A 21,170-nucleotide genomic window follows, 5' to 3' on the forward strand; every position below is an offset into this window, starting at 1 on the left:
TGGCAAAATCCAGCTGCGTGAACAAAAGGTCCCATTATGAAGTCTGATATCCACCCGAAGTACGAAGCTGTTGTTTTCAACGACCTGGCCTCCGGCACGAAGTTCCTGACCCGCTCCACCGTGTCTTCTTCGAAGACCATCGAGTGGGAAGACGGCAACACCTACCCGGTCATCGACGTCGAAATCTCCTCCGAGTCCCACCCGTTCTACACGGGCAAACAGCGCATCATGGACTCCGCTGGCCGCGTCGAGCGCTTCAACGCTCGCTTCAAGGGCTTCGGCGGCAAGAAGTAATTCACTTCTCCCCAAGGTTCTTTGGAAAGCCCGCACCGGCAACGGTGCGGGCTTTTCGCGTTTGTGGGGCAGGATGGAAGGCATGACTGCCACACCTGGTTCTGCGATAGAGGAGGCGGCCCCGCGGCTGCACGGTGAGTACAAGGTCCCGGGCGGCAAGCTCGTGGTGGTGGACCTGGACGTCGAGGACGGCGCCTTCACGGACGTCTCCCTGAGCGGCGATTTCTTCCTGGAACCGGACGAGGCCCTCCTGGCCATCAACGGAGCCTTGAAGGGGCTGCCGGAAAGTTCGACGGCGGCCGAGATCGCCGCCGCTGTGGAGGCCTCACTTCCGGAGGACACGGTGCTGTTCGGGTTCTCGGCCGACGCCGTGGCCGTCGCCGTCCGCAGGGCGCTGGCCAAGGCCACCGCCTGGACGGACCACCACTGGAACATCATCGCGCCCAGCGTGCTGCCCACACACCTGAATGTGGCGCTGGACGAGGTGCTCACCGAGGAGGTTGGCGCCGGCCGCCGCAACCCCACCATCCGCTTCTGGGACTGGGAGGAACCGTCGGTGGTGATCGGCAGCTTCCAGTCCTACCGCAACGAGGTGCATCCCGACGGCGTGTCCCGGCACGGCATCACGGTGGTGCGGCGCATCAGCGGCGGCGGAGCGATGTTCATGGAGGCGGGCAACTGCATCACATACTCGCTCTACCTGCCGCAGACCCTCGTGGACGGCATCAGCTTCGCCGACTCCTACGCGTTCCTCGACGCCTGGGTCATGGCGGCCCTGAAGAAGCTCGGCATCGACGCCTTCTACGTCCCGCTCAACGACATCGCCACCGGCCAGGGCAAGATCGGCGGCGCGGCCCAGAAGCGGCTCGCCAACGGCGGCATGCTCCACCACGTGACCATGAGCTACGACATCGACGCCGACAAGATGGTGGACGTGCTCCGGATCGGCAAGGAGAAGCTCTCGGACAAGGGAACCACCAGCGCCAAGAAGCGCGTGGACCCGCTGCGCCGCCAGACCGGCCTGGCCCGCGCGGAAATTGTGTCGGCCATGATGGAGGTCTTCGCCGAACGCTACGGGGCCACCCCGTCGGAGATCACGGACCAGGAGCTTGCGACAGCCCGTGACCGTGTCGCGTCAAAGTTCGGCACGGACGCTTGGCTGCACCGGGTGCCCTGAGCCCCATCGAGTGCTCCCCACCGGCCCTTCTGACGGGTCTGAAGGGTGTCTACGGAGCAGTCGATGGTGTTCCTACGCCGACACTGCCTGGGCGGCCAGCGACCGGTGCAGCTGGCTCCGCTGTTCGACGATGATCCGCCGCAGGGCACGCGGCGCGTCCGGGTGCTCTGCGAGCCAGCGGTCGGTGCGGGCCAGCACGGGGTGGTCCTCCGGGTTTCCGGCCGTGCCCAGATCCTGGACGCCCGGGTAGAGTCCGCGGACGATCCGGCTGGCGATTTCGATGCTCCGCTCCGCCCACACCGTTTCCAGGCACTCGAAGTACGGTTCCACGAACGGGTCCAGGAGTTCTACGGATGCGGTGTTGAACCCGGCGATGGTGGCGCTGAGCAGCTGGTTGGAAAGCTCCTTCCCGCGCACTGCGGCGTCCCAGGCCGCCGCCTTCACCGCCGGTTCAGGCCGGGCGGCCAGCGCCGTGGCATGGCCCGCCCGGCCGGACGCCGTGGTGTCCCCGGCCAGTTCCGCGTCGAGCTCCTGCACCGTGGCCAGGCCAAGGGCCGCCAGCGCGTGCCGCAGGCTCCAGCGGAGCTCCGCGTCCACAGCCAGTCCGGGCACCCGCGCACTGCCGTCCAGCAGGCCGCGGACCAGTGCCGCCTGGCCGCCCTCGGTCCTGCTGACCGCGGCAAGCGTCCTGGCCCAGGCGAGCTGCTGGTCCGAGCCCGGCTCCGCAGCATACAGTTCCCGTGCCGCGCCCTCGGCAAAGGACTTCCGCAGCGCTTCGCGCTCCACGGCCGGAACGTACTGCTCAATGGCCAGCGTGGCGTTGCCCAGGATGTTCAGCAGTACGCCGATGCCGGTCTCGGCGGCGGCGAAGCGGAGCACAGCGTCTACATACCGCGCAGCCGGCGTGATGCCGTCGCGGGCCGAATTCCACAGCGCGGACCAGCTCAGGGCGCGGGCCATGGGGTCGCTGATCCGGTCCAGCGAGGATCGGACGGTGCCCTCGGAGACGGGGTCGAGCCGGACCTTGGCGTATGTCAGGTCCTCGTCATTGACCAGCAGCAGGGCCGGCCGGGACTTCCCGGCGAGCTGAACTATTTCCTCGGCCCCGCCGGCCAGGTCGGTCTCCACGGAATCAGTGCGGGCCAGCGTGCCGTCGTCGCCGAAGTTGTACAGCCCGATCCGCAGCCGGTGGGGGCGCGGCTCCTGCCGCCCGGTGACGGGATCGGGGGCGTCCTGCAGCAGGGTGACCCGCTCGAGGATGGCGGTGCCGTCGGCCGCCTCAGCGGTCTCCAGTTCGGCGCTCAGCGTTGAGATGCCGGATGTCTGGAGCCACCGCCTCGCCCAGGTGGTGAGGTCGCGGCCGGAGGAAGCGGCCAGGGCGCCGAGGAGGTCAGCCAGCGTGGTGTTGCCATACTCGTGGTCCCTGAAATACTGCCGGGAGCCGGCAATGAAGGCGTCGAAGCCGACGTAGGCCACGAGCTGCTTGAGGACGGAGGCTCCCTTCGCATAGGTGATGCCGTCGAAGTTCTGCTTGGCCGCCTCGAGGTCCGGGATGTCGGCGACGATCGGGTGGGTCGTGGGCAACTGGTCCTGCACGTAGGCCCAAGCCTTGCGGTTGTTCGCGAAGTTGACCCAGGCGGTGTCCCAGTCCGTGGCGCGGTCCACGCCGAGGGTGCCCATGTAGTCCGCGAAGGATTCCTTGAGCCACAGGTCGTCCCACCACTGCATGGTCACGAGGTCGCCGAACCACATGTGCGCCATCTCGTGCAGCAGGGTGTTCGCCCGCCCCTGGTACTGGGAATCGGCGGCCCGGGAGGTGAACACGTAGTTTTCCGTGAACGTGACCAGGCCCGGGTTCTCCATGGCCCCGAGGTTGTATTCGGGCACGAAGGCCTGATCGTACTTGCCCCACGGATACGGGTAGTCAAACAGCCCGTTGAAGAAGTCCAGCCCCTGCCTGGTGAGCCTGAACAGCTCGGCGGCGTCGAACGAGGGCGCCATGGAAGCCCGGCAGTAAAGGGCCAGCGGCACGTCAAGGCGCGTCCCGCCGTCGTCCGTCCTGCTCCAGTGGTCCTCGGCCTTGAAGTAGGGGCCGGCCAGCACGGAGGTGATGTACGTGGACATGGGCAGCGTTGGTACGAAGTCCCAGCGGGTAGCCCCGGCGTCCTCCGCCAGGGCCAGCCGCGCCGCCACGGCGCCGTTGGAGGCCACCTCCCAGCCGGCCGGGGCGGTGACGGAGAACGTGAACCTGGCCTTGAGGTCGGGTTGTTCGAAGTTCGCGAAGACCCGGCGGGCATCGGCCGGCTCGTACTGGGTGTAGAGATAGCATTGGCCGTCGGCCGGGTCGAAGAACCGGTGCATGCCCTCGCCCGAGCTGCTGTAGAGGGCAGTGCCGGTGACGGTCACTCTGTTCTCGGCCTGCAGGTTGTCCAGCCGGATCCGTGCCCCGTCCAGCACGTCCGCGACCGGCAGTTCCACGCCGTTGAGGACCACGCTGTGCACGTCACCCGCGATGAAGTCCAGGAACGTGGACGCTCCCGGCTGCGCCGCCGAAAAAGCGATGGTGCTGCGGCTGGTGTAACCGGGCTTCTCCGGATCCGGTGCGCTGCGGACGTCGAGCGCGACGTCGTAGCTGTGGGTGGTGATCAGGGCGGACCGCTCTGCCGCTTCGCTGCGCTGGAGATTCTGGTTCGGCACCCAGCTATTGAACCATGCGCGTTATGGCACCATCAGCAGCGCGGCGGCCAGGCCCAGGACCGCGATCAGCAGCCACGCCGCGAGGGCGGCCAGCACGGCGCGCGCCCCGGTGTGCAGCAGGGTGCGGATGCGCACCGCCGAGCCCAGGCCAAACAGGGCAGCTCCCAGCAGGACGTCCTGCAGGCCGGCCGCGGCCTCCAGCCACCCGGCGGAGAGCCAGCCGCTGGAACGCAGCGCCACCATCGCGATGAATCCGGTCACGAACAGCGGGATTATTGGCGGCCTGCCTTCGGCTGGCCTGCCTGCGCTGCCTGCCTCGCGGCGGTGCCGGATCCGCTGTTCTGTGCCGGCCATGGCCACCATGGGTGCCAGCAGAATCACCCGGGTGAGCTTAACGACGACGGCGAGAGCCAGTGCCGCCGGACCCGCGGTTTGCGCCGTGGCCACCACCTGCCCGACGTCGTGGACCGAGGCACCTGTCCACGCACCAAAGGCCCCGGTACTCAGCTTCAGCGGATGGACCAGCAGCGGGAGCACACCGATGGCCAGCGTCCCGCACAGTGTCACGAGCGCGACCGGGAGGACCGTGTCCCGGTGGCCGATCCGCCGCACCGCCGCCATCGCGCCGATCGCCGAGGCGCCGCAGATGGAAAACCCGGTGGCGATCAGCAGGGCCGTATCGGACGGAAGCCTGAACAGCCGGGAAATCCCGTAGGTGCCCGCGAAGCTGGCCACCACCACCCCCGCGATGAGCAGCAGGGCCAGCCAGCCGAGTCCCAGCACGTCGGAGACGCTCACCTTCAGGCCCAGGAGCACAATGCCGCCGCGCATCAGGTGCTTGCCGGCGAAGTCGAGCCCGGGCCGGGCCCGCCCGGCCGTCCACACGGCCGTGCCGGGCAGGTTGGCTGCCAGCAGGCCCAGGACCACGGCCAGGGTCATGGCCGGCAGCGCGGGCACGGCGGCATGGATGGCGAACGCGAAGGCCAGGGCGACGACGGCGGTGAGCAGGCCGGGCAGAATCCGGGTAAAGTTCTGATGCGTCATCCCGCGCAACTGCGACGGCAGCGGCGGCGGGAGTCGGAAGTCTGGCACCTCCCAACCTTGCCGGACGTCGACGCCAAAGACCAACCGGAAGTCCCGCCAACACGCCAGGGCGGGACGGGAAATGAATTCGCAACAAAAAGGTGGTTGGCTAATGACCATGTCTGACCTATTCCAGGATTACTCCGAGGCTGCCGGCCGCACCGGCGCCTACGACGAGATGTTTGCCTCCGGGCAGAAAGCGCGCCAGTCGTATGGCCAGGTTGCGGGTGCCCTGCGGGAGCTCTCCCTGGCCGACGTCAGTGCGCGGGCGGACTCGATGGCGAGGACTTTCCTGGACCGCGGCGTGACCTTCGACTTCGCGGGGGAGGAGCGCCCGTTTCCGCTGGACATCGTGCCGCGCGTCATCCCCGCCAGTGAGTGGGACGTGCTGGAACGCGGCGTCGCCCAGCGGGTGCGCGCCCTGGAGGCGTTCCTGAACGACGTCTACGACAAGATGACAGTGGTGTCCGACGGCGTGATCCCGCGTCAGCTGATCACCACCAGTGCTCACTTCCACCGCGCCGTGCACGGCTTTGAACCTGCCGGCGGGGTCCGGGTGCACATCTCGGGCATCGACGTGGTGCGGGATGCCGCCGGAACCTTCCGCGTGCTGGAGGACAACGTCCGCGTGCCGTCAGGCGTGAGCTACGTGCTGGAGAACCGGCGGGCCATGGCAAAGGGCCTCCCGGAGGCCTTCGGCCAGCAGCTCATCCGCCCGGTGGAGGAGTACCCGCGCCGGCTGCTCTCCGCCCTCCGCAAGACGGCGCCGTCGGGCGTGGACGACCCCACCGTGGTGGTGCTGACCCCCGGCGTCTTCAACAGCGCCTACTTCGAGCACACCCTGCTGGCCGGCCTGATGGGCGTGGAGCTCGTGGAGGGCCGCGACCTCATCTGCCGCGGCAACCGCGTATACATGCGCACCACCGCCGGCGAGCAGCGCGTGGACGTCATCTACAAGCGCATCGACGACGACTTCCTCGACCCCCTGCAGTTCCGTTCCGACTCCATGCTGGGCTGCCCAGGCCTGGTCAACGCCGCCCGGGCCGGGGGTGTCACCATCGCCAACGCCGTGGGCAATGGCGTCGCGGACGACAAACTCGTCTACAGCTACGTCCCGGACCTGATCCGGTACTACCTCGGCGAGGAACCCGTGATCGCCAACGTGGATACCTTCCGCCTTGAGGAAAAGGAAGCCCGCGAGCATGTCCTGGACCGGCTGGACGAGCTCGTGGTCAAGCCCGTGGACGGCTCGGGCGGCAAGGGCCTGGTGATCGGCCCGGACGCGTCCAGCGACGAACTCGAGGCGCTGCGCAAGCGCATCATCGCCGATCCCCGCGGCTGGATCGCACAGCCCGTGCTGCAGCTGTCCACCGTGCCCACGCTCAGCGGCGACAAGTTCGGCCCCCGGCACGTCGACCTCCGGCCGTTCGCGGTCAACGACGGCGACGACGTCTGGGTGCTGCCGGGCGGACTCACCCGCGTGGCCCTGAAGGAAGGGTCGCTGATCGTGAATTCCAGCCAGGGCGGCGGGTCGAAGGACACATGGGTGCTGGCCGGTTCGCCGCAGGTGCCGGTGGAACGGCTGCCGCGGCAGTCCGTCACCGTCCGCGAGCGGGTCTCCGTGTGGCCGGTCGAGAGCAACTGGCGCGACCGGCAGTCGGAACAGCAGCAGCAGCAGATTTCTGACGCGCAGGAGGTACCCGCGAATGCTTAGCCGAATTGCCGAATCCCTGTTCTGGATCGGCCGCTACGTCGAACGTGCCGACGGCACGGCCCGCATCCTCGACGTCCACCTGGAGCGCCTGAACCACCTGCCCACCGAGGAACGGCGCAGCGTTGCCCGCGAACTGCTCGGCGTCATGGGTGCGCGCCCGCAGAGCGAGGACTTCGGGCTGGAGGAACTCCTCCACGCCCTCGCCTACGACAAGCACAGCGCCACCTCCATCGCAGGCTCCCTCGGCGCCGCCCGCGAGAACGCCCGTCGTGCCCGCGAAACGGTGTCGTCCGGCCTCTGGGAGAGTCTCAACACCACCTACTACGGGCTGAACCAGCACCGCAAGGACGTGGTGGGCACCTACCGCTTCTGCCACTGGGTGCTTGAACGCACCGCCATGGTCAGCGGCCTGGCCGACACCACCGTTAGCCACGACGACAGCTGGCTCTTCCTGGCGCTGGGCCGTTCACTGGAGCGCGCCGACATGACTGCCCGGATGCTCTCCACCCGTGACGTCCTCTCCGCAGGCATGTCCTGGGTGAACATGCTCCGCTGCGCGGGCGCCTACGAGTCCTTCCTGCGGACCCGCCGCGCCGCGTTCGGCGACCAGCATGCGGCCGAGTTCCTGCTGCTGGACCGGCTGTTTCCGCGCTCCATCGTCTACGCGCTGCGCGACGCCGACGACTGCCTGGCCAAGCTGGACCCCTCGGCCCAGCGCGTCGGCTTCATCAACGACGCCCGCCGGATCGTGGGCCAGGCCCGCACCTTCCTGGAGTTCCACCGCACGGACGACCTCATGTCCGAGCTTCCGGAGCACATGGAGCGGGTGCAGAAGGCCGTTGCCCAGGCGTCCGACGCCATTTCCCGTAAGTACTTCAATCAGGCGGATGAACTGGCCTGGGTGGGAGAAGTTTCATGACTCGGCTGAGCATCGTCCACCGGACCGGCTACAAGTACAAGCGGCGCGTTACGCTGTCCTACAACGAGGCGCGCATGACCCCGCTGACGGACCCGCAGCAGGTGGTGCTGGAGTCCTCCATGAAGGTAACGCCGTCCCAGGCCGCCGTCAGCAGCTACCGCGACTACTGGGGAACCCGCGTCACCGCGTTCGACATGCAGATGCCGCACGAGCACCTCGAAGTCCTGGCCACCACCACCGTGGAGGTCCATCGGGCGGTGCGTGTTCCGTCAGAGGCAGACATCGTGGGCTGGGACGACCTTGCGTCCCCCGAGACACTGAACCAGTTCAGTGACTGGGTGCCGCAGTCGCAGCTCACCGGCCCGGGGGAGGAGGTCCTCGGCATCATCCCCGGCGTGGTGGAGGGCAAGAACCCGCATGAGGCTGCCATGGCCATCTTCGCGTGGATGCGCGGCGAGATGACCTACATGAAGGGCACCACCGGCGTGACCACCAGCGCCGAGGAGGCCTGGACCCAGCGCCAGGGCGTGTGCCAGGACCTGGCTCACCTCGCCATCGGCGCCCTGCGCAGCCGCGGCATCCCGGCCCGTTACGTCTCCGGTTACCTGCACCCGCGGTCCACGGCGGACATCGGCGAGACGGTGGCCGGACAGTCCCACGCCTGGCTGGAATGGTGGGACGGCGAATGGCGCAGCTGGGACCCGACCAACCACAAGCCGGCCGGCGACTTCCACGTGACAGTGGCCCGCGGCCGCGACTACCGGGACGTGCCTCCCCTGAAGGGCATCCTGTCCGGCGGCGGCGGCTCGAACCTGAGCGTGAGCGTGGAGATCACCCGCCTGGCATAGGCCGCCGGGCTGATTTCCGCCGGGTTATTCCGGCGAGGCCTTCACCGCGCCGCTGAGCTGGGTCCACCAGGTGAGCGGCGGGGTGACCTTGAACCGCCTGCCGGTGACCGAGTCCGGTGTGATGCGGACGAAGTGGTCCTTCTGCCCTGCCTGCCACGGGAAGAGGTAGAGGGAGGCGGAATCGAGCACTTCCTCGGTCCCGGTGATCGGCGCGGCCTTGCCTTTGACCACCACGCTCCAAGCCATCCCGGATTCGGCATCCACGCCGTCGGCCTCCAATGCGACCGGTGCCTCGCCGAGAGCGCCGCCGAGCTTGGTGCCTTCACCCGTCCGGAACACCAACGTTCCGTGGTCCACGGTGTAGTTGAGCGGGAAGATGTCCGGGTGCTCGTCGACCCAAACGGCGAGCCGGCCCACCGAAACCTGCCGCAGCAGATCCCAGCACTGCCGGGATTCAAGATGTTCCACCGGCTCCTGGGCGGGGCCGGCTGACGTGTCAGCTGCCATGGACCCGAGCCTACGCCGCAGCCACCCGGCCTGCCAGAGTGCTGTTTACCAGGGGCTGGCCTTGTAGTCCTTCAGGAACACCCCGTACTGGTCTTCTCCGTTTTCGCCCATGACGATGGGGTCGTAGACGCGGGCCGCGCCGTCCACCAGGTCCAGGGGCGCGTGGAAGCCTTCCTCCATCAGCCGGACCTTGGTGAAGTGCGGGCGTTCGTCGGTGATCCAGCCGGTGTCGACGGCGGTCATGAGGATCCCGTCGGTTTCCAGCATCTCCTGGGCGCTGGTCCGGGTCATCATGTTCAGGGCCGCCTTGGCCATGTTGGTGTGCGGGTGGCCGGGTCCCTTGTAGGCCCGTGAGAACTGGCCCTCCATGGCGGAGACGTTGACGATGTACTTGCGGCGCGCAGTGGAGCGCTTCATGGCGTCACGCAGCCGGCTGACCAGCAGGAACGGCGCGGTGACGTTGCAGAGCTGTACCTCGAGCATCTCCAGCGGGTCCACCTCGTCCACCACCTGCGTCCAGCTGTTGATGGTGGCGAGGTCCGGGACCAGGCCGCCGGCGTCGATGGCCGTTCCGGCCGCGATCCGTTCCAGAGAGGCCGAACCCGTGGACAGGGCAAGGGACGTGACGGCGTCGCCGGCCAGGACCGGGTGCTCGGTGACGCTGCTGGCGATCGCGAGCGGGTGCTTGTCGTGGGCGTGGCCGAAGGTGACCAGTTCCGGGCCGCCGTTGGCCGCCTCAAGGGCAGCGGGGAGCGGCTCGTCCTCGGCGTCCACCAGCGGCTTATAGGCATTGCCCGAGCGGCGCACCGTCTGGGCGGCATTGTTGATGATGATGTCCAGCGGCCCGGCGGCATTGAGGTCATCGGTCAGTGCCATGACCTGCGACGGGTCGCGGAGGTCGATGCCCACGATCTTCAGCCGGTGCAGCCAGTCCCCGCTGTCCTCCATGGCGGCGAAGCGGCGCGCGGCGTCCTTGGGGAAGCGCGTGGTGATGGTGGTGTGCGCGCCGTCGCGCAGCAGCCGCAGGGCGATGTACATGCCGATCTTGGCGCGGCCACCGGTCAACAGGGCGCGCCGGCCGGTGAGGTCAGTGCGGGCATCGCGCTTGGAATGGCTGAACGCCGCGCATTCGGGGCACAGCTGGTGGTAGAAGGCGTCCACCTGGGTGTAGTGCTGCTTGCAGATGTAGCAGGGCCGGGACCTGATGAGGTGGCCGGCCACCTTGCCAGTGGCGGACGGGGCGAGCTTGTTGCCGCGCGTCTCGTCGTCGATCCGGTCGGGCGCGGCGGTGGCGGTCTGGGCCAGCACGGCGCGGTCCGCTTCCGCGATCAGGTCGCGCTTGGTGACACGGCGGTGCCGCTTGACCGCCTTGAACATCTTGCCGGTGGCGCGGCGCACCGAGACGTAGTCAGGGTGCTCCTCGTCGTAGACGTGGATGGTGTTCAAAACCTTGAGGCAGGCCTGAATCTCTTCAGGCGTCAGATCGGCGGAGCTCATTGATCTGATTTTACAGCCTGCGGAGGGTTAGGCCTGCCTCAAGGAAATCCCTTGAACAGGGGGGTCAGGAACGGACGGCCTGCTGTGGGGAGTCCACGCCGGCGGCGGCTGCCTGCACCTTGCCCACGTGCTCGACTGAGCTGCGGATCTCGGGCCAGTTCTCGGTTGCGGCCTTCACAGCGTCCGGAACCAGGTGCAGGTTTGCCGCGGACAGCGCACGCTCGGCGTCGTCCGGCTCGGGCACGGTCTGGTGCTTGGAGAGCACCGTGATGCCGGAATCGGTCACCTTGAAGCCGCGGGCGCGGTCGAGCTCCGGGTCCAGGCCGATCGCCGCTCCTGCCGGGACCTTGACGTTCTTGTCGATGATGGCCCGGCGCACTACGGCGCCTTTACCAATCTGCACCTTGTCCATGAGCACGGAATCGATGACACGGCTGGCCGAGCCGACGTAGACGTCGTTGGAGAGCACAGAGCCTTCCACGATGCCACCGGAGATCACCACGCCGCTGGCCACGATTGAATCGAGGGCGGTTCCCACGGTGTTGTTGTCGCCACGGACGAACTTGGCTGGCGGGGCAATGCTTTGCCGGGTGTAGATGGGCCATTCGGAGTTGTACAGGTTGAACACCGGCAGCGGCGAGATCAGGTCCATGTGGGCGTCGTAGAACGAGTCGATGGTTCCGACGTCGCGCCAGTACGTCCGGTCCCGCTCCGTGGAGCCGGGAATGTCGTTCAGGGTGAAGTCATATACGCCGGCCTGCCCCTGGTTGACGAAGTAGGGGATGATGTCACCGCCCATGTCGTGCTTGGTGTCGAGGCGTTCGGCGTCCACGTGGAGGGCATCCACCAGCGCGTCGGCGTCGAAGACGTAATTGCCCATGGACGCCAGGAACTGGGTGGGATCCGCGGCCAGCCCCGGGGTCGAGGCGGGCTTCTCCACGAAAGCGGCGATCTTCTGGGGGTCGTCGGGGTCCACCTCGATGACCCCAAACTGGTTGGCCATGTTGAGCGGCTGGCGCACGGCCGCGACCGTAGCCTTGGCCCCGCTCTTGACATGCTGCTCGACCATTTGGAAGAAGTCCATCCGGTATACGTGGTCCGCGCCCACCACCACGACGATGTCCGGGTTGGCATCGTGGATCAGGTTCAGGGACTGGTAAATCGCGTTGGCGCTGCCCAGGAACCAGCTCTTGCCCACGCGCTGCTGCGCCGGAACAGAGGCAACGTAGTTGCCGAGCTGGGTGGACATCCGCCACGTCTCAGAAATATGGCGGTCAAGGCTGTGGGACTTGTACTGCGTCAGGACCACGATCTGGAGGTACCGGGAGTTGACAAGATTCGACAGCGCGAAATCGATAAGCCGGTAACTGCCGGCAAACGGCACGGCAGGTTTGGCCCTGTCTGCCGTCAGCGGCATGAGCCGGTTTCCCTCGCCTCCGGCGAGGACAATGGCCAGGACTTTCTTCGTTGACGGCATGGTCACTCCTGTACACCTTCGTATCTCCCCAAAAAATCCGGTTTGTCCGGACTTTCTTCACACTAGAACAGTTCAACCGTAACGACTACCTTGGGTAACGTGCGAATAGACATTGTGACTAAAGAATTCCCGCCCGAAATTTACGGCGGTGCGGGCGTCCACGTTGCCGAGCTGAGCCGGGTCCTGGCCCAGCATGTCGACCTCCAGGTGCGCGCCTTTGGCGCGCCCCGGGACGCCGACTATCATGGCGCGGCCGTGACCTCCTACTCGGTGCCCGAGGATCTGGGGGCAGCGAACGCTGCTGTGCAGACCCTGGGCGTGGACCTGCGGATCGTCCCGGACGTTGCCGGCGCGGATCTGGTGCATTCGCACACGTGGTACGCCAACATGGCAGGCCACCTGGCCTCCCTGCTCCACGGCATCCCGCACGTGCTCAGCGCCCACAGCCTGGAACCGCTGCGGCCCTGGAAGGCAGAGCAGCTGGGCGGCGGCTACGCCCTGTCCTCGTGGGTGGAAAAGACCGCGTACGAGGCTGCAGCCGCGATCATCGCCGTGTCCGAGGGCATGCGCCAGGACATCCTGCGCAGCTACCCGGACGTGGACCCGGCCAAGGTCAAGGTGGTGCACAACGGCATCGACGTCGACCTGTGGAACCGCGACGAAAACGACGACGTCATCCGCACCCTGGGCATCGACCCCGCCCGTCCCAGCGTGGTTTTTGTGGGCCGCAACACCCGGCAGAAGGGTGTCCCGTACCTGCTGCGGGCGGCTGCCAAACTCCCCGCGGACGTGCAGTTGGTTCTTTGCCTCGGCGCAGCCGATACGCCGGAACTCGCAGCCGAGACCGCCCGGCTGATCGAGGAGCTGCAGAGCCAGCGCAGCGGTGTGGTGCTGATCGAGCGCATGCTTCCCCGCAACGAGCTCATCCAGGTCCTGAGCCACGCCACGGCGTTCGCCTGCCCCTCCATCTATGAACCGCTCGGCATCGTGAACCTCGAAGCGATGGCCTGCGGCGCCGCCGTGGTGGCCAGCGCGACCGGCGGCATCCCCGAGGTGGTTAACCACGGCGAGACCGGCCTGCTGGTGGAGCTCGAGCAGGTGACCGACGGGACCGGCACGCCGCTGGACCCGGAGAAGTTCGTCAGCGAGTTCGCCGCGGCCCTGACCGAGGTCGTGTCGGACCCGGACCGAGCCCGCGCCATGGGCCAGGCAGGCCGCAAGCGCGCCGAGGAGCACTTCTCCTGGGAGTCGATCACCCAGACCACGCTGGACGTCTACCGCTCCGTCCTCAGCTAGCGCCTGCTGAAATAACGCAATAAAACGCCCGACGGCGGTGCCCCCTTTCGGAGGCACCGCCGTCGGACGTTGTGCTTGGAGCCCCTACTTGCGGGGCGGCAAGGACTTCTCCGGCACGGGGGCGGTGCCGCTGGCACGCTGCACGCGGTAGTAATCGCGTGCCTCATCCTGGCGGACCTTTTCAGCGCCGGTGGCGATGGCGGCGCGGAGGTGGGCCTGGCCGTAGCCGAAGGCGTCCACGAGGTCCAGCGCATGCGGGCGCAGCTTGACCAGGAGCCGGTTGATGTACCCGCCCACGGTCCGTGCGCGCTGCATCGAGAGCCTGCCGTTCATGAGGTACCACGAGAGGTTGTTCTCTATGAGGGACAGCCCGAACAGGTCCCGGAGCCAGGTCAGCACGGTCCGGGTTCCCGGGTCGGTGATCTTGCCCAGCGCCTCGGTGAAGGCCTCCCACTGCAGGAGTTCGGCGTGTGCACGCGCAGCGTCGATGAGCTCGTCCTGGTGCTGGTTGAACAGGGCCGACGCCTCATGCTGCGGCAGCCGGCTGGCTCCCCTGAGTGCTGTGGCTGCTTCAGCAACCATGGTCTGGACCCGGTCCGTGAGGAGGGCGCGCTGGCTCTCCTCGTCGCGGAGGGCAATGGCGGCCTTCTGGACGGAGCCGTTGTCCGCCACGAACTGGGCCACCTGGCGCAGGCCGGTGCGGTGGACTGCAGTTCCGGCGGCCTGGTTGACGACGTACCGAGCCAGCACCCCGAACGTGGCGCTGCGGAATTCCTTGGCGTAGTCGGCCAGCAGACGCTTGGCCACGAGCTGCAGCAGGACAGTGTTGTCACCCTCGAAGGTGACATAGACATCCAGGTCGGCGCGGAGCGAAGCGAAGCGGTTCTCGATCAGGAACCCGGCTCCGCCGCAGGCTTCGCGGCATTCCTGCAGCGTGTCCAGTGCGTGCCAGGTGCTCAGCGGCTTCAGCGCGGCGGCCAGGGTTTCCAGGTCCTGGCGGTCCTCGTCTGTGTCGTGGGCGCCGGAAAAGACGTCGTCCAGCTTTTCGAGCAGCTGGTCATGCGCGAAGCCCGCGGCGTACGTGGTGGCCAGCCGGGTGAAGAGCCGGCGCTGGTGCCGCTGGTAGTCCAGGAGCACCTCTTCCTCGACGGGGGAGGACGCGTTGAACTGCCGCCGTTCGGTGGCGTAGGTGATGGCCGTTTTCAGCGCGATCTTGGACGCTGCGACGGCGGCACCGTCCAGGCTCACGCGGCCCTGCACCAGCGTGCCGAGCATGGTGAAGAACCGCCGTCCCGGGCTCGCGATGGGCGAGGTGTAGTTGCCCCCGGCATCGACGTCGCCGTAACGGTTGAGCAGGTTAGTGCGCGGGACACGGACATGGTCGAAGTGCAGCCGGCCGTTGTCGATGCCGTTGAGCCCGCCCTTCACGCCGTCATCCTCGCCGCCGATCCCCGGCAGGAACGCCTTGGTGACGGAATCGCGCAGGTCCACGTAGAACGCGTGCACACCATGGTTGACGCCGCGCGTCACCAGCTGGGCGAACACCACGGCGCCGAGGCCGTCAACGGCCGCGTTGCCGATGTAGTCCTTCCAGGCGGCGCGGAACGGGGTGTGGATCACGAACTCCTGCGTGTCCGGGTCATAGGTTGCCGTGGTGGCGATGCTGGCGACGTCCGAGCCGTGTCCGGTTTCGGTCATGGCGAAGCAGCCCGGGATGTCCAGGTTCATGATGCCGGGCAGCCACTTCCTGTGGTGTTCGGCCGTGCCCAGGTGCATCACGGCCGAGCCGAACAGGCCCCACTGCACACCGGCCTTGATCTGCAGGGACGGGTCTGCCGTGACGAGTTCCTCAAAGCCGGCGATGTTGCCGCCGTGGTCATCGGATCCGCCGAAGGCGGCCGGGAAGGCGCGGTGAACGGCGCCGCTGTCCACCAGGTGCTTCAACTGCCCGAAGGTGCGGGTCCGGTGCTCGGTGTGCGTGAGCCCTTCCGTCTTGTGAAGCTCCTCGCGTGCTGCCAGGTCCCGCGCCTGCCGGCGGACGTCGGCCCACTTGCCCAGGAGCAGCTCGCCCAGGGCGGCGACGTCGACGGCGGGCGGCGGACCGGCCGTCCCGGTCGAAGCTGCGCGGGTGGTTGTGCCCGCCGGGCGGTCGGCTACTTCAGTCATGTCGCTTCCTTCGTTGGTAATGACAGGTTCGGTGCTATTGCATGTCCGTGAGTTCCGGCGCGATGCCGACGCACAGCCAGTCGGTGATCTGGCGTGCCATGGTTTCCTGGTCCGGTTTCGCGGCGGATTCCGGGCTGGCCAGCCATTGCTCGCCGGCGTTCCGGACCAGGCCGATGGCGGCGTTGGGCCAATAGCCGACGACGGATTCCCTGCCTTCGCCGAGGTGTGCGCGCATCGGCGTGGCGATCATGTCCGCGATGGCGTCAAAGAAATGGCCCAGGGCGCCGGCGGTCGTGATGGAGGTGGGACCGCCGTCGGACTCCGCGGCGGAGTATCGGGTCACGAACGTGTAGACGTTGGGGCTGGTTTCAGCCATCTGCAGGTACGCCGAGACCATGGCGAACAGACCCTCGCGCGGCGTCTGGGCGCTTTGTGCCGCCTCCTTGATGCGCTGCTGCATCTGGCCCAACACCATTTCCCCCACGGCCTGCTGCAGTCCCGCCTTGTCGCCGAAGTACCGGTAGAACACGGATTTTGAGGTGCCGGCCGCCGCGGCAATGTCCTCCATGGACGCATCGCTGCCGAGCGTGTGCACTGCCCGCCGGGCCGCCTTGATGAGTTCGCGCCTGCGTTCTTCCCGGTGCCCCTGCCAGCGCGAGGCGCGGCCATCCACGGCTTCTGACGGGGAGCCGGCGGACGGGGGAGGAGGGGCCAAGTTCACGATACCCAGCGTATCAGGTACGCTGGGTATCGATAACCAGCCGGATCAAAGGAGATAGCAGATGCCCGTGGATCGTCAGCCTCAAACCGTGCGGAAAGCCGTGGTGGTGGGCGGCAACAGAATCCCCTTCGCCCGGACAGGCGGTGCGTACACCAAGTCGTCCAACCAGGACATGCTCACCGCAGCACTCGACGGCCTGATCGCCCGCTTCGGCCTGCAGGAGGAGCGCATCGGCGAAGTGGCCGCCGGCGCCGTCCTCAAGCACTCCCGAGACTTCAACCTGACGCGCGAAGCCGTCCTGGGCTCCGCACTGTCGCCGGAAACTCCCGCCTATGACCTGCAGCAGGCCTGCGCCACCGGTCTGGAAACAGTGCTGGGCCTGGCCAACAAGATCAGGCTAGGCCAGTTGGACTCCGCCATCGCAGGCGGCGTGGACTCCGCCTCGGATGCCCCCATTGCCGTCAGCGAAGGCCTCCGCGAGGTCCTGCTGGACCTCAGCCGCGCCAAGACGCTCCCGCAGCGGCTTCAGATCCTGGCCCGTCTCCGCCCCAAGGACCTGGCCCCGGACGCACCGAACACCGGAGAGCCCAGGACCGGCCTCTCGATGGGTGAGCACCAGGCCCTGACCACGGCCCAGTGGAACATCTCCCGCGAGGCACAGGACGAGCTCGCCCTCAACAGCCACCGGAACCTTGCGGCCGCCTATGATGCCGGGTTCTTCGACGATCTCCTCACGCCGTACCGCGGGCTCACCCGGGACTCCAACCTCAGGCCCGATACCAGTTCCGAAATACTGGCGTCGCTGAAGCCCGTTTTCGGCCGGAACCTCGGTTCGGAAGCCACCATGACGGCCGGCAACTCCACGCCGCTCACGGACGGCGCCTCAACGGTGCTGCTCGCGTCGGAGGACTGGGCGGACCAGCACGACCTGCCCAAGCTCGCCACCGTTCTCGATGGCGAGGCAGCCGCCGTCGATTTTGTCCACGGCAAGGACGGGCTGCTGATGGCACCGGTTTTCGCTGTCCCGCGCCTGCTGGCGCGCAACGGCCTCACCCTGGACGACATCGACTTCTTCGAGATCCACGAAGCCTTCGCCGGTACGGTGCTGAGCACGCTCGCCGCGTGGGAGGACGAAAAGTTCGGCCGCGAGCGCCTCGGATTGGATGGTGCATTCGGCAAGGTCGACCGGTCCAGGCTTAACGTCAACGGATCATCGCTCGCAGCCGGGCACCCGTTCGCTGCCACCGGCGGACGCATCGTGGCCACACTGGCCAAGATGCTGCATGGGAAGGGCAACGCCGCTGGACGCCCCGCCCTGGGGCTCGTGTCCGTCTGCGCCGCCGGCGGCCAGGGCGTCGTTGCGCTGCTCGAGGCATACACGGAAAGGAACACCCCGGGGGACATCCATGACTGACACCTACGCCCGGCTGGTGAACCGCGGCCTCGGACGGGATCTCGCCCGGAAACTCGGTCTGCCGCAGCCGGCCGAACTGCGGCGCTACCGGCCTGGCCAGCCACTGATCGACGGGCCGGTCCTGGTGGGCGGCTCCGGCCCCGGTGCCGACGGTGTCGCCGCGGAGCTGCTTTCCTGGGGACTCGACGTCCGACGCCACGCTGTGCCCAAGGAAAAGCTCGGCGCAATCGTGCTGGTCCTCGACACCCTCGAAGCCCCCGGCGACATGGAGCGCCCGGTCCTTGCGGCAGCTCCGTCACTGCGGGATCTTGCCCCCGGCGGACGGGTGGTGACTGTCTCACGCGTGCCCGGCGGAACCCCGGCCACTGCCGCCGCCCGGCAGGGCGTGGACGGCCTGCTGCGGTCGCTGGCCAAAGAACTGCGCGCGGGAGCCACCGGAAACGGCATCCTGCTCGGCGAGGACGTCAGTCCCACCGCCCCTTCGGCCCTGGGGGCCTTCCGTTTCTTCCTCTCGGGCCGGTCAGCGTTCGTGGACGGCCAGTTCGTCCGCGTCACTTCCGGGGAAGGCAGCCTGCCCGACGACGCCGACGCACCGCTCGCGGGGAAGGTGGCGGTGGTGACCGGCGCGGCCCGCGGTATAGGCGCGGCCATCGCCCGGACACTGCACCGCGACGGCGCCACCGTGGTGGCCGTGGACGTTCCCGCCGCCGGGGACCATCTGGCGGGGGTTGCGAACGGGATCCGCGGCACCGCACTGCAACTGGACATCACCCGCGACGACGCCGGGCAACGAATCATCGACCACGCCGTGCACCGCCACGGCCGGCTCGACATCGTGGTCCACAATGCCGGCATCACCCGGGACAAGCTGCTGGTCAACATGGACCCGTCCCGGTGGGGTTCGGTCATCGAGGTGAACATCGCCGCCCAGCTGCGCATCAATGAGGCGCTCCTTGCCTCCGGGCACTTCCGTTCCGCGCCGCGCATCGTGTCGGTGGCCTCCACGAGCGGAATCGCCGGCAACCGCGGGCAGACCAATTACGCGGCGTCCAAGGGCGGGGTCATGGGCATGGTCCGGGCCACCGCTCCGCTTTTGGCGCAATACGGCGGCTCGATCAACGCCGTCGCGCCCGGATTCATCGAGACAGAGATGACGGCGCGGATTCCGTTCGCCACCCGGGAGATTGCCCGGCGGCTGAATTCCCTGCAGCAGGGCGGGCAGCCGGGGGACGTTGCCGAGGCCATTTCCTTCCTCGCGGGCGATGCCGCCGGGGGCATCTCCGGGGAGGTGCTGAGGGTATGCGGACAAAACCTGGTGGGGGCATGACCGCCAGCCAGCCCCTCATCCTGGGGGAGATGCCGTCCCTCTCCAAGCTGTACGTGAACGCGGCGGCCGCGGCCGCCCGCCGCAGAATCCTGGGCTCCCATGCCGACGGCGTGCTGCCCGCCGTGGGCCACGAAGTCCGGGACGTCCGGCCCGACGTCGAAATCCTCACGGCATACCAGCACCTGCTGGGCGAGACTGCCAGCGACGTGCTGCCGGCAGGGTTCATCCATGCGCTGGCCTTCCCGGTGGCGATGAGCGTCATGAACCGCGACGACTTTCCGCTGCCCCTGCTGGGAATGATCCATCTGCGGAACGTGATTGAGTACCGCAGGCCGGTCAGGTTCACCGAACCGCTGGACATTGTGGCCAGGGCGGAGACGCTCAGGGCCCACCGTGCCGGAACCCAGGTGGATATTGCGGTGGAGGTGCGCGCCGCCGGTGGCAGCGCCGTGTCCTGGTGCGGCGCGTCCACCTATCTTGCCAAGGGCGTGTTTCTGCCCGGCATCGACAAGGCCTCGGCGGCAGCGGCGCCCCAGGGGTTCTCGGCACCGGATCCCACCGGACTCTGGGAACTTGGCGTGGACACCGGCCGCGCGTACGCCGCCGTGTCCGGGGACTTCAACCCGATCCACCTCAGTGTCCTTTCCGCCAAGGCCCTGGGCCTGCGCCGGTCCATCGCCCACGGCATGTACCTGGCGTCGCGGGCGCTGGCGGACGTGGGCGCGGCCAAGGGCGACGCCTTCCGCTGGGACGTGGTGTTCGAGGCACCGGTTTTCCTGCCGGCGCGGGTGGCGCTGGAGATTTCGACGGCGGAGTCCGTGGACGGCGGCTGGCTTCGGTCCGACTACGTGGCCTGGAGCCAGCGGTCCGGCCGGAAGCACTTCAGCGGATCGGTGGCTGCCCTGTAGCGGTCCGCCCTGTTGCAGTCTGCGCCGCCCCGCAGGGATGGCGTACCGGGCTACTTGCCGTTCGGGTTGGCGACCCGGAGAATGCGGTGCAGGCTGAGCAGGATTGAGCCTGCGGCGCTCGGCGTGCCGGCCCCGTTCCCTTCGGCGGCGGTGCGGTCCTCGAGGGAGGCGACCGCCGCATGCGCCGCCTCGAACAGCTCGGCCTGCCGGTCGGCGTCGTCCTCCTCGGCCGAACGGAGCACCTCACCCACGGCAGAAAGAGCCTCGGCGAGCGGCTCGCTGTACGGGAGGGGGATGGTGAAGGGCATATCCTCACTCCAGATGACGTCGGCCAGCACCTCGGTCATGTCCTGGATGTGGAAGGTGATCTGCTCCAGGTCACGGACGCTGCGGTAGTCCTTGTCCACGTCGCGGGGGTGGAAGCGGCGGCGCGGATTGGCCTCCCTGCTGGCGTCAGCCTTTTCCACCGCCGCCCGGACTGAGCGGGCCGACCGGGCCAGGTCCTCGGACCGGCGAGACCAGTCCTCGTGTTCGGGCGGCCATTTTTCATGCATGGCGGCCCCCATATCCTGCAGCTGGCGGGCAAGCGTCAGGCGCAGCTCCGCGAGGCTGAGGGCGGCAGCGTTGAAGTGCAGGGGCGGGAACACCAGGAGGTTGACGGCGATGCCGACGGCGACTCCCACGCCCATCTGCAGCAGATAGCCGAACGAAAACTCATCCGGGTTCTGTCCGCCGACCAGCAGCACCAGCAGTGCGGCCGTCGGAATCCAGTCCCGGCCCGCGCCCAGGCGCGGCAGCCCCGCCAGCAGGACACCGAGTGCCACGACAGCACCCACAGAAATCGGCGTGGCACCCAGACTGAACAGCACAAAGGCCAGGGCTATGCCCACGCCTAAGCCCACGAGGGTCTGGAGGCCCTGCCGCATGGATCCAGAAACGTTCTCGTACATGGCCACCAGCGCTCCGAGCGGGGCGTAGTAGGCGTAGTGGGCGGCGGCAGCCGGCATCAGGGGTGCGATCCAGAAGGCAATGCCCGCCGCGAGTCCCGCCTTGGCTGCCAACTGAAGGCGCGGCGCTGCGAGCGCGCGCTTAACACTGGTGGCCACGGAGCGCCAGATCCTCCGC

The 21,170-nt window shown here is 67.9% G+C and carries 19 protein-coding genes, 1 tRNA gene and 1 pseudogene; 11 read left to right on the plus strand and 10 right to left on the minus strand.

Translation table 11 applies throughout. The annotated features are described in order from the left end of the window. The first annotated feature begins 36 nt into the window (after positions 1-36). Positions 37-294, plus strand: a complete 258-nt coding sequence (locus ACFTSA_RS09465; protein WP_003802336.1) for a type B 50S ribosomal protein L31 — start codon at positions 37-39, stop codon at positions 292-294. A gap of 82 nt (positions 295-376) precedes the next feature. Beyond that, on the plus strand, positions 377-1,471 hold the full coding sequence (locus ACFTSA_RS09470) for a biotin/lipoate A/B protein ligase family protein (protein WP_377951020.1): 1,095 nt from the start codon (positions 377-379) through the stop codon (positions 1,469-1,471). Between the two features lie 72 nt (positions 1,472-1,543). On the opposite strand, the gene ACFTSA_RS09475 is transcribed toward ACFTSA_RS09470, so the two are convergent. Next, a complete protein-coding gene (locus ACFTSA_RS09475) occupies positions 1,544-1,888 on the minus strand; it encodes a hypothetical protein (RefSeq protein ID WP_377951021.1) in 345 nt (114 codons plus the stop codon). Then, positions 1,846-1,943: transfer RNA gene (locus ACFTSA_RS09480), tRNA-Pro, on the minus strand. Before ACFTSA_RS09480 ends, ACFTSA_RS09475 begins: the two co-directional genes overlap by 43 nt. 5 nt (positions 1,944-1,948) lie before the next feature. Between ACFTSA_RS09480 and ACFTSA_RS09485 the strand changes: the two genes are divergently transcribed. Continuing rightward, the gene (locus tag ACFTSA_RS09485) at positions 1,949-2,782 is read left to right on the plus strand and encodes a hypothetical protein (RefSeq protein WP_377951022.1); all 834 of its coding nucleotides are present in this window, start codon (positions 1,949-1,951) and stop codon (positions 2,780-2,782) included. Between the two features lie 78 nt (positions 2,783-2,860). Here the strand turns inward: ACFTSA_RS09485 and ACFTSA_RS09490 are convergent. Beyond that, positions 2,861-3,832: pseudogene (locus ACFTSA_RS09490) on the minus strand (M1 family metallopeptidase); the annotation flags it as partial. A gap of 34 nt (positions 3,833-3,866) precedes the next feature. Between ACFTSA_RS09490 and ACFTSA_RS09495 the strand changes: the two are divergent. Continuing rightward, on the plus strand, positions 3,867-4,052 hold the full coding sequence (locus tag ACFTSA_RS09495) for a hypothetical protein (RefSeq protein ID WP_377951023.1): 186 nt from the start codon (positions 3,867-3,869) through the stop codon (positions 4,050-4,052). Between the two features lie 137 nt (positions 4,053-4,189). Here the strand turns inward: ACFTSA_RS09495 and ACFTSA_RS09500 are convergent, their stop codons facing one another. After that, complete coding sequence (locus ACFTSA_RS09500) at positions 4,190-5,212, minus strand: YeiH family protein (protein WP_377951133.1); 1,023 nt, start codon at positions 5,210-5,212, stop codon at positions 4,190-4,192. Positions 5,213-5,369: 157 nt separating this feature from the next. Between ACFTSA_RS09500 and ACFTSA_RS09505 the strand changes: the two genes are divergently transcribed. The 3 genes from ACFTSA_RS09505 to ACFTSA_RS09515 are packed head-to-tail and all read left to right on the plus strand — an operon-like array spanning position 5,370 to position 8,732. Next, positions 5,370-6,965, plus strand: coding sequence for a circularly permuted type 2 ATP-grasp protein (locus ACFTSA_RS09505; RefSeq protein ID WP_377951024.1), 1,596 nt, complete (start codon positions 5,370-5,372; stop codon positions 6,963-6,965). After that, a complete protein-coding gene (locus tag ACFTSA_RS09510) occupies positions 6,958-7,884 on the plus strand; it encodes an alpha-E domain-containing protein (protein ID WP_377951025.1) in 927 nt (308 codons plus the stop codon). Before ACFTSA_RS09505 ends, ACFTSA_RS09510 begins: the two co-directional genes overlap by 8 nt. Then, positions 7,881-8,732, plus strand: coding sequence for a transglutaminase N-terminal domain-containing protein (locus ACFTSA_RS09515; RefSeq protein WP_377951026.1), 852 nt, complete (start codon positions 7,881-7,883; stop codon positions 8,730-8,732). Before ACFTSA_RS09510 ends, ACFTSA_RS09515 begins: the two co-directional genes overlap by 4 nt. A 24-nt stretch (positions 8,733-8,756) precedes the next feature. On the opposite strand, the gene ACFTSA_RS09520 is transcribed toward ACFTSA_RS09515, so the two are convergent. From ACFTSA_RS09520 to glgC, 3 genes are all read right to left on the minus strand, one after another. Next, entirely contained in the window at positions 8,757-9,239 is a 483-nt protein-coding gene (locus ACFTSA_RS09520) for a pyridoxamine 5'-phosphate oxidase family protein (RefSeq protein ID WP_377951027.1), read from the minus strand. A 45-nt stretch (positions 9,240-9,284) separates the two neighbouring features. Next, positions 9,285-10,736, minus strand: coding sequence for an SDR family NAD(P)-dependent oxidoreductase (locus ACFTSA_RS09525; RefSeq protein ID WP_377951028.1), 1,452 nt, complete (start codon positions 10,734-10,736; stop codon positions 9,285-9,287). A gap of 64 nt (positions 10,737-10,800) precedes the next feature. Beyond that, the gene (gene glgC, locus ACFTSA_RS09530) at positions 10,801-12,219 is read right to left on the minus strand and encodes a glucose-1-phosphate adenylyltransferase (protein ID WP_377951029.1); all 1,419 of its coding nucleotides are present in this window, start codon (positions 12,217-12,219) and stop codon (positions 10,801-10,803) included. A gap of 93 nt (positions 12,220-12,312) precedes the next feature. On the opposite strand from glgC, the gene glgA reads away from it, so the two are divergent. Beyond that, on the plus strand, positions 12,313-13,509 hold the full coding sequence (gene glgA, locus ACFTSA_RS09535) for a glycogen synthase (protein ID WP_377951030.1): 1,197 nt from the start codon (positions 12,313-12,315) through the stop codon (positions 13,507-13,509). Between the two features lie 84 nt (positions 13,510-13,593). Here the strand turns inward: glgA and ACFTSA_RS09540 are convergent, their stop codons facing one another. Together ACFTSA_RS09540 and ACFTSA_RS09545 are read right to left on the minus strand one after the other, a co-directional pair. Next, positions 13,594-15,675 (minus strand): acyl-CoA dehydrogenase, encoded by a 2,082-nt coding sequence (locus ACFTSA_RS09540; protein ID WP_377951031.1) that lies wholly within the window; start codon positions 15,673-15,675, stop codon positions 13,594-13,596. 34 nt (positions 15,676-15,709) lie between these two features. Continuing rightward, entirely contained in the window at positions 15,710-16,396 is a 687-nt protein-coding gene (locus ACFTSA_RS09545) for a TetR family transcriptional regulator (RefSeq protein WP_377951032.1), read from the minus strand. Positions 16,397-16,457: 61 nt separating this feature from the next. On the opposite strand from ACFTSA_RS09545, the gene ACFTSA_RS09550 reads away from it, so the two are divergent. The 3 genes from ACFTSA_RS09550 to ACFTSA_RS09560 are packed head-to-tail and all read left to right on the plus strand — an operon-like array spanning position 16,458 to position 20,045. Then, a complete protein-coding gene (locus tag ACFTSA_RS09550) occupies positions 16,458-17,810 on the plus strand; it encodes an acetyl-CoA C-acetyltransferase (RefSeq protein WP_377951033.1) in 1,353 nt (450 codons plus the stop codon). Then, entirely contained in the window at positions 17,803-19,137 is a 1,335-nt protein-coding gene (locus tag ACFTSA_RS09555; protein WP_377951034.1) for a 3-oxoacyl-ACP reductase, read from the plus strand. The genes ACFTSA_RS09550 and ACFTSA_RS09555 overlap by 8 nt, the downstream gene beginning before the upstream one ends. Further along, on the plus strand, positions 19,134-20,045 hold the full coding sequence (locus ACFTSA_RS09560; protein WP_377951035.1) for a MaoC family dehydratase: 912 nt from the start codon (positions 19,134-19,136) through the stop codon (positions 20,043-20,045). Before ACFTSA_RS09555 ends, ACFTSA_RS09560 begins: the two co-directional genes overlap by 4 nt. Before the next feature lie 50 nt (positions 20,046-20,095). Here ACFTSA_RS09560 and ACFTSA_RS09565 read toward each other — a convergent pair whose 3' ends face one another. Next, on the minus strand, positions 20,096-21,151 hold the full coding sequence (locus ACFTSA_RS09565) for an aromatic acid exporter family protein (RefSeq protein ID WP_377951036.1): 1,056 nt from the start codon (positions 21,149-21,151) through the stop codon (positions 20,096-20,098). Positions 21,152-21,170: the final 19 nt, after the last annotated feature.

Origin of the sequence: Arthrobacter sp. NPDC057013, from assembly GCF_042674585.1 — a bacterium.
In the GTDB taxonomy this organism is placed as follows: Bacteria; Actinomycetota; Actinomycetes; order Actinomycetales; family Micrococcaceae; genus Arthrobacter.